Source organism: Paenibacillus glycanilyticus (assembly GCF_023715145.1).
GTDB lineage: Bacteria > Bacillota > Bacilli > Paenibacillales > Paenibacillaceae > Pristimantibacillus > Pristimantibacillus glycanilyticus_A.
The window spans coordinates 258,516-270,817 of sequence record NZ_JAMBNP010000008.1 but is presented as its reverse complement, the minus strand read 5'-3'; the positions used below and the strand labels follow the sequence as shown (position 1 = coordinate 270,817).

Annotated in this window: 11 protein-coding genes; 8 read left to right on the top strand and 3 right to left on the bottom strand. The window is 49.5% G+C overall.

Annotation, left to right across the window (positions count from 1 at the left end):
• Window positions 1–337: 337 nt before the first annotated feature.
• Both M3194_RS21865 and lexA read right to left on the bottom strand, forming a co-directional pair.
• Entirely contained in the window at window positions 338–532 is a 195-nt protein-coding gene (locus M3194_RS21865) for a PspC domain-containing protein (RefSeq protein WP_251656204.1), read from the bottom strand.
• Between the two features lie 158 nt (window positions 533–690).
• Window positions 691–1,311 carry a transcriptional repressor LexA gene (lexA, locus tag M3194_RS21860; protein ID WP_251656203.1) on the bottom strand — a complete coding sequence of 207 codons (621 nt, stop codon included), beginning with the start codon at window positions 1,309–1,311 and terminating at the stop codon, window positions 691–693.
• A gap of 168 nt (window positions 1,312–1,479) precedes the next feature.
• Between lexA and yneA the strand changes: the two genes are divergently transcribed.
• From yneA to M3194_RS21840, 4 genes are all read left to right on the top strand, one after another.
• Window positions 1,480–1,839 (top strand): cell division suppressor protein YneA, encoded by a 360-nt coding sequence (gene yneA, locus M3194_RS21855; protein WP_251656202.1) that lies wholly within the window; start codon window positions 1,480–1,482, stop codon window positions 1,837–1,839.
• A 161-nt stretch (window positions 1,840–2,000) separates the two neighbouring features.
• On the top strand, window positions 2,001–2,189 hold the full coding sequence (locus tag M3194_RS21850; RefSeq protein ID WP_251656201.1) for a DUF896 domain-containing protein: 189 nt from the start codon (window positions 2,001–2,003) through the stop codon (window positions 2,187–2,189).
• 79 nt (window positions 2,190–2,268) lie between these two features.
• Complete coding sequence (locus M3194_RS21845) at window positions 2,269–2,778, top strand: hypothetical protein (protein WP_251656200.1); 510 nt, start codon at window positions 2,269–2,271, stop codon at window positions 2,776–2,778.
• A gap of 27 nt (window positions 2,779–2,805) precedes the next feature.
• Window positions 2,806–3,594 (top strand): HAD family hydrolase, encoded by a 789-nt coding sequence (locus M3194_RS21840; protein ID WP_251656199.1) that lies wholly within the window; start codon window positions 2,806–2,808, stop codon window positions 3,592–3,594.
• Between the two features lie 60 nt (window positions 3,595–3,654).
• On the opposite strand, the gene M3194_RS21835 is transcribed toward M3194_RS21840, so the two are convergent.
• Window positions 3,655–4,194 carry a 1,2-dihydroxy-3-keto-5-methylthiopentene dioxygenase gene (locus tag M3194_RS21835; RefSeq protein ID WP_251656198.1) on the bottom strand — a complete coding sequence of 180 codons (540 nt, stop codon included), beginning with the start codon at window positions 4,192–4,194 and terminating at the stop codon, window positions 3,655–3,657.
• Between the two features lie 146 nt (window positions 4,195–4,340).
• Between M3194_RS21835 and metH the strand changes: the two genes are divergently transcribed.
• The 4 genes from metH (at window position 4,341) to M3194_RS21815 (ending at window position 12,290) form a co-directional block, all read left to right on the top strand.
• Window positions 4,341–7,787 carry a methionine synthase gene (gene metH / locus M3194_RS21830; protein ID WP_251656197.1) on the top strand — a complete coding sequence of 1,149 codons (3,447 nt, stop codon included), beginning with the start codon at window positions 4,341–4,343 and terminating at the stop codon, window positions 7,785–7,787.
• Window positions 7,788–7,889: 102 nt separating this feature from the next.
• A complete protein-coding gene (gene rnz / locus M3194_RS21825; protein ID WP_251656196.1) occupies window positions 7,890–8,819 on the top strand; it encodes a ribonuclease Z in 930 nt (309 codons plus the stop codon).
• A gap of 107 nt (window positions 8,820–8,926) precedes the next feature.
• Window positions 8,927–9,898 (top strand): metal-dependent hydrolase, encoded by a 972-nt coding sequence (locus M3194_RS21820; RefSeq protein WP_251656195.1) that lies wholly within the window; start codon window positions 8,927–8,929, stop codon window positions 9,896–9,898.
• 142 nt (window positions 9,899–10,040) lie between these two features.
• Window positions 10,041–12,290, top strand: coding sequence for a DEAD/DEAH box helicase (locus M3194_RS21815; RefSeq protein WP_251656194.1), 2,250 nt, complete (start codon window positions 10,041–10,043; stop codon window positions 12,288–12,290).
• Window positions 12,291–12,302: the final 12 nt, after the last annotated feature.

Genomic DNA, 12,302 nt, shown 5'->3' with positions numbered 1-12,302 from the left:
TTAGAATGGTTGGTGGTACTTCTATTCTAACAAGGGTCGGCTTCTTTTTGTTTGAGCATTTCATGAACAGGTTAAGGGCAGACGGAGCATGAAATGATTCTGGAGAAGCGCCAGCGTTCGCTTTTGTGAAGGGATGCCAACCATACCTCGTTGATTCGAAGGAATCCCTGAGCAATGGCGATCGGAAGAACATTTCATGCGTAGGCTGCTGTTTAGCCCAAATACAAAAAAAGGGGGTGTCCCATCGTCATTTACATGACTTATGGGACACCCCCTTTTTTTGTTATTGAAACTACTTTATTCATTCGGCCATTTTTTGAACGGATAGCATAAATGATCATTGCCTATATAAGGAGGGAGGACTGGCTGGAATGACGTTAGCCAGAATGATGTAGATGATCAGATTGGCAGGGATAAAGAAGAGGAACAGCAGTCTTACGAATAGAGAGGACAGGTTGAAATATTCGGCTATTCCGCCGCATACGCCTGAAATGGATTTATCGAATTGCGATCTGCTTAATTTCTTGTTCATTTAGCCACCTCTTAAGAACTCGGACTAAATTGATGATACCATATATAGGTAAACAGGTATCCAAACAAATCCATATCATGCAAAAAAAGAGGCTGTTCGCGTTATCCGAACGATGGGATCGGATTAGCGGGAACAGCCTCTTTTTTTTTGTATCCGGTTTAGTGGAAGTCACGGAACAGGCCAACCACTTTGCCGAGAATCGTTACGTTGTTAAGACGAATCGGCTCCATTGTGGAGTTCTCCGGCTGGAGGCGGATATGATCCTTCTCCTTGTAGAACGTCTTAACCGTCGCTTCATCATCTTCCGTCATGGCAACAACGATATCGCCATTGTTAGCGGTCTGCTGCTGGCGAACAATGACAAGGTCGCCGTTATGTATGCCGGCTTCGATCATGCTGTCGCCAATGACATTCAGGATAAATACTTCATCGTCGCCAACAAAATGCGCGGAAATCGGGAAGTACTCCTCAATATTTTCAGTCGCCGTGATGGGCATGCCTGCCGTTACTTTGCCGACGATTGGTACTTGCGCTACAGCGGGGAGGATAATGCCGTCAACACCGTCTTGATCCAAAATTTCGATCGCCCGCGGTTTCGTTGGATCGCGTCTGATCAAGCCTTTCTTCTCTAGCCGATCCAGATGGCCGTGTACGGTGGAGCTTGATGCAAGGCCAACCGCTTCGCCGATTTCGCGAACGGAAGGCGGGTATCCCTTGTCCCGAACCTCATTCTTAATAAATTCAAGAATCGACTGTTGGCGGTTCGAAATCTTAGACACGTGAATCACTCCAATGTAATATTTGAAGAAAATTATAACATAGAACCGGAGTTCGTACAAACATAAGTTCTTAAAAACAAAAGTTCGCATTTTTGTTGACTCCAAACATTTGTTCGTGTTATTCTAAGAACAGAAGGAAACAGAACAAACGTTCGGGGAGCGATAATAATGATCATGAATCCATCTTTTTATAAAAGCATCCATAAGGATGAAGCCGTTAAATCTATCAAGTCTCGGGGCCATAACATTAATCGTCATGCTTTCAAACTCATAGTAAGTGCAGCAGTATTTGTTCTTCTCTTCACAAGTTTCCTGATGATGCGTACAAATGCTTCATCCGATCATATAGAAGCAGCTTCAATGAATGAACAGACTGTAATTGTCTCGGCAGGGGATACGCTGTGGGGGATTGCTGACCGCTTCGCCGATAACTCAAAGGACATTAGAGAATACATATATACGATTAAAGAACGCAATCAATTAAGTTCAGTCGAGCTTAAGCCAGGACAAGTCTTAATTATTCCATAATAGATGATTTATGCATTATGCAGATGGACAGGAAGATCGGACACGGGATGTTCGAAACTTTCCTGTCCATTTGTTATTCTTGTATCATTACCTTGACAATTGCTCGCGTTAAAAGTCAAAATAGGTAAGAAGGATGAGTAACGAGCAAATGAGGTGAAGGCATGGAAAAAATCATCGCGCGCATTAATGAATTATCCCGTAAAAATAAAACAGTAGGGTTGACCGAAGAGGAACTTGCTGAGCGTGACGTATTGCGCAAACAATATCTGGACAACTTTAAAAGAAATTTCCGTCAGCAATTGGATTCGATTGAAATTGTGGATGGCGATTCGAACGATATAACTCATTAATCTGGTCTAATCTTGATATAGCAAGCAGTGGCGCCGTTTCAAGAACGGCGTCTGCAAATATACAATAGGAGGAATAAGCTTGTCTCGTACGTGGGAGCGCAAGGTGCGCAAAAATACGAACCAAATTAACAAAGCGCGTAAGAAGCATGGCGTATCACAGATTGGCACTTCAACTGCACCTAAGGTAGACCGGTTTAAAGGCCGAAACTACATATTCCCCATCTTTCTCGTATTGATGATCAGTATGTACACCATCCTGGTCACGACGGCTCCCGATTTTGAGCCAACTACGATGTTATGGGTAACAATTGGCTGCTATTTATTCCTGGCTCTGATCTTCCTGCTTCGCCGACCTTACATTGCAATAGGCAAGGATTATATCCAAACCCGCAAAATGACAGGCGACAAGAAGCTTCATGTATCGAATATTAAAGGCATTAGCGTTCAAAAGGGCGCGGTTGTCATTATGCAGCAAAAAGGCGCGAACTGGGTGTTCTCGCGTCTCTTGAACCGTTATCCAACGGATAAAATCAGCAGCAAGCTGCAGGATTTCGCAAAGACACATAATCTGCCTTTTGAGCAAAAATAGAAGAAGAGTAGGAGAGTTATGCGAATTATGGGGAAGCAAGCGGTTCTTTTTGATCTAGATGATACGCTCTTGTGGGATGACCGCAGCGTAAAGGAAGCATTCGAAGCAACATGCCAAGCCGGCGCAGATGCTGCAGGTGTTGATCCGGAGCAGCTCGAGGATGCCGTGCGCAGAGAAGCGCGTGCTCTGTATGAATCCTATGAGACTTTCCCGTTCACAAAGATGATCGGCATTAACCCGTTTGAAGGACTCTGGGCGAATTTCCGTGAAGGGGAGCAAGAAGAGTTCCGCAAGCTGGAACAGCTTGCACCGGGTTACCGTAAGGAAGCCTGGACACGCGGTTTGCGTTCGCTTGGCGTTGACAATGAAGAGCTGGGTGCGAAGCTGGCTGAACAGTTCCCTGCTGAACGCCGCCGCCGTCCACTCGTTTATGATGAGACCTTCCGCGTACTGGATGCGCTGAAAGGCAAGTACAAGCTCCTGCTGCTTACGAACGGATCTCCCGATCTGCAGCGCGAGAAGCTTGCCGGCGTTCCTGAGCTGGTTCCATACTTCGATCACATTATTATTTCCGGTGAGTTCGGAGAGGGCAAGCCCGCTGCTTCGATATTCCGCCATGCGCTTGAACGTCTCGGAATTGAGCCGGATCACGGCATTATGGTTGGAGACAAGCTCACGACGGATATTCTCGGTGCGAACACAATCGGCATGACATCCGTTTGGGTGAACCGCCACGGTGCCGTTCGTAATGATGACATCATCCCATCGCATGAAATTGCGCATTTGGAAGAATTGCTGTTACTGTTGGAGCAATAAGGGACAAGACAAAGCCCCTCGCCATCGGAAAGATGGAACGAGGGGCTTTTTTTTCATGAACTATTTTACGAACGTTGGATCTTCGAACGGATGAGCAATCCAGCCCTCTGTTTCGATGAACAGACGTACCGCTACGATTTGACGGTTATCCATCAACGTGAAGAAGTGAGGGAATCTCTCCGGAACCGAGATAACGTCGCCAGCTTCGAGTTCAACATCGAAGTAGCCAACTTCATCGGAGCCTTTAATAACGAAAATGCCTTTGCCGGCAGTAATAGCGCGTACTTCATCTTCCGTATGGGTGTGAACGGATTCGAATTTTTTCAGCAATTCGTCGAGATTAGGAGTTGCATCGGATAATGTAATGATGTCCCAGGTTTTGTAGCCGCGGCGAGCGGCCAGATCCGTAATATCAGCGTTAAAGGTGGATAATACTTCTGCTTTCTCTTCATCGGAGAGAACAAACTTCTCTTGCAGATGCGCAGGGAGTTTTGTTGCATCCCAATGTTCATACAGAACTTCTTGGTTTTCTAAAAATTCACGCACGTTCTGTTCGCCAGAAATACGTTCATTTGTATTGCGAATGCGAATTTCAGCCATTCTCAATCCCTCTTTCCCTATAGAAATTAACCGATAAGTCCAATTATATAGCAAAAGTAGTCAAATGTCGATGGACTGCCTTTTCACAGAGCGGCTATTCTGTTACACTATTTGTTAATGATTTTCGGAGGAAGGGTGTACGAAATTTGTTGAAACCGACCATACAAGAATTGATGCAGCAGCGGATACTCATCCTGGACGGAGCGATGGGAACGATGATTCAGCAGGCTGATTTGACCGCTGAGGATTTCGGCGGAGAAGAGCTTGACGGCTGTAATGAAATGCTTGTTTTAACACGTCCGGATGTTATATCGATCATCCATGAGAAATATCTGGAAGCCGGCGCCGATATTTTGGAGACCAACACGTTTGGTGCGACAAGCGTCGTACTGGCGGAATACGATATCCCGGAAAAAGCCCGCGAAATTAACCTTGCTGCTGCCAAGCTGGCAAGAGACGCGGCAGATAAATTCTCGACACCTGACCGCCCGCGTTATGTAGCCGGCGCGCTGGGGCCAACGACCAAAACACTGTCCGTTACCGGCGGTGTAACCTTTGATGAACTCGTAGACAGTTATTATGAACAGACGCTTGCGCTTATCGAAGGCAACGTAGACGCGATTCTTCTGGAGACCTCTCAGGATACGCTGAACGTTAAGGCTGGAAGCATTGGAATTCGCAAAGCTTTCGAGGCTTCGAACCGCGAGCTTCCGATTATGATCTCCGGCACGATTGAGCCGATGGGTACTACGCTTGCAGGCCAATCCATTGAATCCTTCTATATTTCCCTTGAGCATTTGAAGCCGATCTCGATCGGACTAAACTGCGCGACTGGTCCTGAATTCATGCGTGACCATATTCGTTCGTTAAGCGAGATTGCCGACTCGGCGGTAAGCTGTTATCCGAACGCGGGCCTTCCGGATGAGAACGGTCATTATCATGAATCTCCCGAGTCTCTTGCACGAAAAATGTCGGCATTTGCGGAGCAGGGCTGGCTTAACATTGCCGGCGGCTGTTGTGGCACAACTCCAGCACATATTAAAGCGTTGGCCGAGACCATGGCCACTTTTGCACCGCGTACGCAATACGGCACTCACCCGGCTGCAGTATCGGGGATTGATACGGTATTTATCGAAGAAGACAACCGCCCGATTATGATTGGTGAACGGACCAATATTTCCGGATCGCGTAAGTTCAAACGCCTTATTAAAGAAGGCAAATTTGACGAAGCATCGGAGATTGCGCGTTCCCAGGTAAAAGGCGGCGCCCATATTATCGATATCAACCTGCAGGATACGGATATCGATGAGGCTTACGCGGTTCATGAATTCCTGCCGCAGGTCGTGAAGAAAATTAAAGTGCCGTTAATGCTCGATTCGACTTATGACCATATCATCGAGCTGGGCTTGAAATACTCGCAGGGTAAAGCAATTATTAACTCGATTAACCTTGAAGACGGCGAATCGAAATTCGAGAAAATCCTGCCGCTGATTCATCAGTACGGTGCGGCAGTTGTCATGATCCTGATCGATGAGCGGGGACAGGCGGTATCCCGCGAAGCGAAGATGGAAGTAGCGGAACGCTCTTATAATCTGCTCGTGAATAAATATGGCATGAACCCGGAAGATATTATTTTCGACCCGAATATGTTCCCGGTTGGCTCCGGTGATCCGCAATACATTGGTTCGGCAGTTGAGACCATTGAAGGGATCCGGATGATTAAGGAGAAATTCCCGAAAGCGAAGACGATTCTCGGCCTCAGCAACATTTCGTTTGGTCTGCCGGATGCGGGCCGCGAAGTGCTGAACTCGGTTTATTTATACCACTGTACAAAAGCCGGTCTTGACTATGCGATCGTAAATACGGAAAAACTGGAACGGTATGCCTCGATTCCGGAGGAAGAGCGCAAGCTGGCAGAGGATCTCATCTACAACACAAATGATGATACGCTGGCGGCATTTGTTGCGGCATTCCGGGAGAAGAAAGTCGTGAAGAAGGAGAAAGTGTCGAATCTTTCTCTCGAGGAGCGTCTTGCTTCTTATATCGTGGAAGGCACGAAGGAAGGACTAATTCCTGACCTTGACGAAGCGCTGAAGAAATATACGGCGCTGGAAGTGATCAACGGACCGCTCATGCGCGGGATGGAAGAGGTTGGACGTCTGTTCAACAACAACGAGCTGATTGTAGCGGAGGTTCTGCAGAGCGCCGAGGTAATGAAGGCATCGGTAGCCCATCTCGAGCAGTTCATGGAGAAGAACGAATCATCCGTGAAAGGGAAAATCATTCTGGCGACGGTAAAAGGCGATGTGCATGACATCGGCAAAAACCTTGTCGAGATTATTTTGTCTAACAACGGGTATAAGATTATTAACCTTGGCATTAAAGTGCCGCCTGAGCAGCTGATTGAAGCGCAGCGCAAGGAAAATGCCGATATTATCGGCCTATCCGGTCTGCTTGTTAAGTCCGCTCAGCAGATGGTCGTAACGGCGCAGGATATGCGTAACGCGGGCATTTCGGCTCCTATCATGGTAGGCGGCGCAGCGCTTACGCGTAAGTTCACGAAGACCCGAATTGGTCCTGAATACGACGGATTGACGCTGTATGCGAAGGATGCCATGGACGGTCTGGATCTTGCGAATAAGCTGATGGACAGCGAGCACCGCAGCAGAATGGAAGAAGAAATGCGCATTTACAAAGAGTCGGGCGATGATGCTGCTGAAGAGAAAAAAGCGCAGCCGCAGCTTACTCGCGTGGAACGCTCCAAAATCTCGGTTGACGCGCCTGTCTTTATCCCGCCGGATACGGACCGGCATATCCTTCGCGACGTTCCGATTCCGCATATCATTCCTTACGTGAACATGCAGATGCTGCTCGGACATCACCTTGGCCTTAAAGGCAATGTCGACAATCTTCTTCAAGAAGGCAACGAGAAGGCCGTAGGCCTGAAAGCAACGGTTGACGAGATTTTGCAGGAAGGCACAACAGACGGTATTATTAAAGCAAATGGCATGTACCGGTTCTTCCCGGCGCAGTCGTCCGGCAATGATATCATCATTTACGATCCGCAGGATCATACGAAAGAAATCAAGCGTTTCAACTTCCCTCGTCAGCAGGTGGAGCCATTCCTTTGTCTCGCCGATTATCTGAAGCCGGTAGAGAGCGGAATCATGGACTATGTGGGCTTCCTCGTTGTAACGGCCGGTCAAGGCGTACGCGAGCTTGCGACAGAGTGGAAGGAAAAAGGCGATTACCTCCGTTCCCATGCGCTGCAATCGGTGGCCCTTGAGGTCGCAGAGGCAATGGCTGAACGCGTCCATCATATGATGCGCGATGTCTGGGGTTACCCGGATCCGGCATCGATGACGATGAAGCAGCGTTTTGGCGCTCGATATCAAGGTATCCGAGTATCCTTCGGATATCCGGCATGTCCGAATCTGGAAGACCAGGGGCCGCTCTTCGAATTGATGAAGCCGGAGGATATCGGCGTAGAGCTGACGGAAGGCTTCATGATGGAGCCGGAGGCATCCGTATCCGCAATGGTATTCGCCCATCCGGAAGCGCAGTATTTCAATGTTGAGAAAGTAGAACGATAAATGCAAGCTAAGCCTCCGTAAGCGAAAGCTGGTTCACCAGCCGCCGCTCACGGGGGCTTTCATCCTATACGTGGCGATAACGTGTCGTGAGGTGACAGCAGAATGGAAATATGGTTTCTGGGTACGGGCGCAGGACGCCCGATGAAGCACCGCAATGTTACATCCATAGCACTAAGACTGCCGGATCCGGACTGCTCGCTCTGGATGTTTGACGCGGGAGAAGGAACCCAGCATCAATTAATGCGCACGCCGCTTAAGCTGAACAAGCTCGAGGTGTTATTCGTAACCCATTTGCATGGGGATCACACTTACGGAATTCCGGGTCTGCTTAGTACCCGGTCCTATGTCGGCGGCAACAGTCCGCTGCAGCTGTTTGGGCCTCCGGGGATCCGCGAAATGATTGAGACGGCGCTCACGTTGAGCAGCACGCGCCTTGATTATGAGATTACCTACCACGAAGTGACGGAAGGCGTTATTTTCAAGAACGAACGATACACCGTCGAGGCCTTGCCCCTTGAGCATCGCGTTCCCAGCTTTGGCTACCGCATTACGGAATGCGAAAGCCCGGGTAAGTTAAACGTCGAACGGCTGCAGCAATTAGGTGTCCCGGCCGGACCTCTATTTGGGCGGATCAAGAAAGGCGAGGATGTCACGCTGCCTGACGGAACTCTGATTCGTGCGGCGGATGTGGCCGGAACACCGATTTGCGGCAGAATTATCGCCATAGCGGGTGATACCAAGCCTTGCGACAATGCTTATCGTCTGGCGCAAAATGCGGATTTGCTCGTGCATGAAGCCACCTTTGCAGCCGGTCAAGAAGAGAAAGCCCATTTGTACGGCCATTCAACCACGGTTGAAGCGGCAGCAACGGCTCGGGACTCCAATGCGAAAAGGCTTATCATGACGCATTTCAGCACCCGATTTGTGGATGAGGACCTTGCTGCGCTTGAAGAGGAGGCAAGGGAGATATTCCCGAATTCCTATGCGGCCCATGATCTTTATCATACGGAGATTCCACGGGCTAAAGGCTAGCGCTGCATTGCAGCAGCACCCTTACAAAAACAACATGCCTCGAAAATAATCCGCTAACGAACCCGTATTATGCTGACCTTAACCTTCGACTAAGGGGATGAGGACAGATGGATACGGGAAGTCATTTGCTGTTTGGCGCAACGCTTGGCGGTCTTGCCATGCTGGATCCGGCAGTTTCGCTTCATCCGGAGATTGGTTATGCGGTTTTGGCCGGCACAGTGCTTGGGAGCCATGCACCGGATTTCGATGTACTGGCGAGGTTGAAAGGGCAGGCTGCCTATATCCGGAACCACCGGGGGATCACGCATTCCGTACCGGCTCCGCTTGTTTGGGCTGCCGTAATTGGTCTAGGTTCGGCTTTTCTGTTTGGCGTGATGGAGCATGTTCTCGTGGTGATGTTATGGACGCTGGCAGCGGTTTGCTTTCATATCGTGCTTGATCTCTTTAACACGTACGGCGTACAGTGTCTCCGGCCGTTTTCGAGGAAATGGTGGCATTTGGATGCGCTTTGCCTGTTTGATCCCTATCTGTTTGGCGCCCATGCGCTTGGTTTAAGCTGTTGGATGCTTGGAGTGCTACCGCCCGGTCCGATGTTTGCCTGTTTGTATGGGGCAACCGTCCTCTATATTGCCGTGCGCCTGCGTTTGCGTTGGCGGGTAAAGCGAAGACTTCAGCTCCAACTTGGCAATACTGCCGGAATTACGCTGGTTCCATCTCTTGCGGGAGGGAGCTGGCAGTTTACGGCGGACTGCGGTGACTGCTATCGTGCCGGCACGATAGCCGGCGGACAGATTCATATCGAATCAACGGTTCTTAAAAATCAGCAAAGCGAGCATGCACCCGCTGTAAGAGCTGCTATGGAAGCAGACGGCGTAAAAGCCTTCCTCGGCTTTGCCGATCAGGTATATTTGCAAGTAGAAGAGAAACACGACGGTTATGAGGTCTCCTGGAAAGATGTGAGGTTCTGGCGGGACAAACAAATGGCTTTTGGCGTTGAGGTTCTGTTAGACCGGGATATGAATGTGCTCGGGCATCATGTCGGCTGGAGCAAACGCTCCTGGGAATCGCCGCATGTATAATAGATAGGCTGGACCCGCCCTCTCCGGGGGCGGGTTTGTTCATGTTATTTTCTCCGCGCGGTAAAAAATGTCTTTCTTGAATCCTCTAGCCAAGCGAACAAATATTCGCTAAACTGTTGGTATCAAGGGGTGACGTCCGTACATGTTCAAGAAGAAAACTTTGCCTGAATTAATTGAGGAATTACGCTCAAATGAAAATATAGTGAATTGGTATGAAATGCAGCCGCAGGAGGCAAAAACTACGCCGTTTGATGACAGCGTTGATCCGCGCATCCGTTCAGCGCTGCATAAACGCGGGATCTCGGAGCTGTACACCCATCAGGGAACAGCCTTCCGGTTAGCCTCCAATGCGGAAAATATCGTGGCGGTAACGCCTACGGCATCCGGCAAAACCTTATGCTATAACCTGCCCGTCCTGCAGGCCATTGCGAAGGACGAGACAAGCCGCGCGTTGTATTTGTTCCCGACCAAGGCTTTGGCGCAGGATCAGAAGAGCGAGCTGAACGAAATTATCGACGAGATGGGGATCGATATCAAGAGCTACACCTACGATGGCGATACTTCGCCAGCGATCCGTCAGATCGTCCGCAAAGCCGGCCATATCGTAATTACAAACCCCGATATGCTTCATTCCGCGATTCTGCCCCATCATACGAAGTGGGTCAGCCTGTTCGAGAATTTGAAATATATCGTCATTGATGAGCTGCACACCTACCGGGGCGTATTTGGCAGCCATGTGGCGAATGTGATCCGGAGACTGAAGAGGATCTGCAAATTTTACGGAAGCAAACCAACCTTTATTTGCACATCCGCTACGATCGCGAATCCGAAGGAATTGGCGGAGCAGCTGACCGGCAGTCCCATGCGCCTGATCGATGATAACGGGGCTCCGAGAGGCCGGAAGCATTTCGTATTCTATAATCCGCCGATCGTTAACGTGCCTCTGAATATCCGGAAGAGCGCCACCGTTGAAGTCAATCATCTGGCGAAGGAATTTCTGAAGAACAAGATTCAGACGATTGTGTTCGCCCGGAGCCGAGTGAGAGTGGAGATTATCCTCAGCCATATCCAAGAGCTGGTGAAGAATCAGATCGGCACGAAATCGATTCGGGGATACCGGGGCGGATATCTTCCGAAGCAGCGGAGAGAAATCGAGAGGGGCCTTAGGGACGGCGAGATTCTTGGCGTTGTAAGCACGAATGCCCTGGAGCTTGGAGTAGACATCGGGCAGCTTCAGGTTTGCGTGATGACCGGATACCCCGGAAGTATCGCAAGCACCTGGCAGCAGGCCGGACGCGCCGGAAGAAGGCACGGAGAAGCGCTAATTCTGATGGTAGCCAGCTCGACGCCAATCGATCAGTATATCGTCCAGAACCCGGAATATTTCTTCGACAGAAACCCGGAATCCGCGCGGATTAATCCGGAGAACCTGATTATTCTCGTGGATCATATCCGCTGCGCGGCGTATGAGCTGCCGTTCAAGAATACCGAGGAATTTGGACCGGTCGAAGTGAGCGAGATTCTGGAATACCTTCAGGAAGAGCGCGTGCTGCACCGCAATGGGGATACCTTTTATTGGGCAAATCAGGCATTCCCGGCAAGCGAGATCAGCTTGCGCTCCGCATCGCAGGAAAATGTGGTGATTGTGGATCAATCGAATGTGGCCGATGTCCGCATCATTGGCGAGATGGACCGGTTCAGCGCGATGACCCTTCTTCATGATGAAGCGATTTATCTTCATGAGGGCGTACAGTTTCAGGTTGAGAAGCTGGACTGGGATCATAAGAAAGCCTATGTGCGTGAAGTGGACGTCGAGTATTACACGGATGCCAATCTCGCGGTGAATCTGAAGGTTCTCGAGATCGACAAGACGAGAAGCTCCAGAAACGGTGCTGTCCATCAGGGGGATGTGGCGGTTACGATGATTCCAACTATTTTCAAGAAAATCAAGCTGACTACGTTCGAGAACATTGGGTCGGGGCCCATTCATTTGCCTGAGCAAGAGCTTCATACCCGTGCCACTTGGCTGGAACTGAAGGATACGGATCCCGAGATAGGTACAAAAATTCTGGAGCAGCTGCTGCTCGGCATCGCCAATGTGATTCAGCATATCGTACCGGTTATGGTCATGTGCGACCGGAGTGACGTCCACGTAACTTCACAGATTAAGGCCGCCCATACGGGCTTGCCGACGATTTTTATATATGATCACTACCCTGGCGGTATCGGGCTTGCTGACGACGTATTCAAACGGTTTGATGACGTGAAGCAAGCTGCCGCCAATCTAATCAAAAAATGCTCATGCAAGGATGGATGTCCATCATGTATCGGAAACGAAATCGAAGGAATCAACGGGAAACAGAAAAGCGTTCAGCTCTTATCCATGTTATAAGTTCAGGCTGTT

Coding starts and splice junctions, on each gene's coding strand:
- M3194_RS21835 (WP_251656198.1), bottom strand. CDS start 4,194: ATGGCTGAAATTCGCATTCGCAATACAAATGAACGTATTTCTGGCGAA.
- M3194_RS21840 (WP_251656199.1), top strand. CDS start 2,806: ATGGGGAAGCAAGCGGTTCTTTTTGATCTAGATGATACGCTCTTGTGG.
- M3194_RS21815 (WP_251656194.1), top strand. CDS start 10,041: ATGTTCAAGAAGAAAACTTTGCCTGAATTAATTGAGGAATTACGCTCA.
- yneA (WP_251656202.1), top strand. CDS start 1,480: ATGATCATGAATCCATCTTTTTATAAAAGCATCCATAAGGATGAAGCC.
- rnz (WP_251656196.1), top strand. CDS start 7,890: ATGGAAATATGGTTTCTGGGTACGGGCGCAGGACGCCCGATGAAGCAC.
- M3194_RS21865 (WP_251656204.1), bottom strand. CDS start 532: ATGAACAAGAAATTAAGCAGATCGCAATTCGATAAATCCATTTCAGGC.
- M3194_RS21850 (WP_251656201.1), top strand. CDS start 2,001: ATGGAAAAAATCATCGCGCGCATTAATGAATTATCCCGTAAAAATAAA.
- M3194_RS21820 (WP_251656195.1), top strand. CDS start 8,927: ATGGATACGGGAAGTCATTTGCTGTTTGGCGCAACGCTTGGCGGTCTT.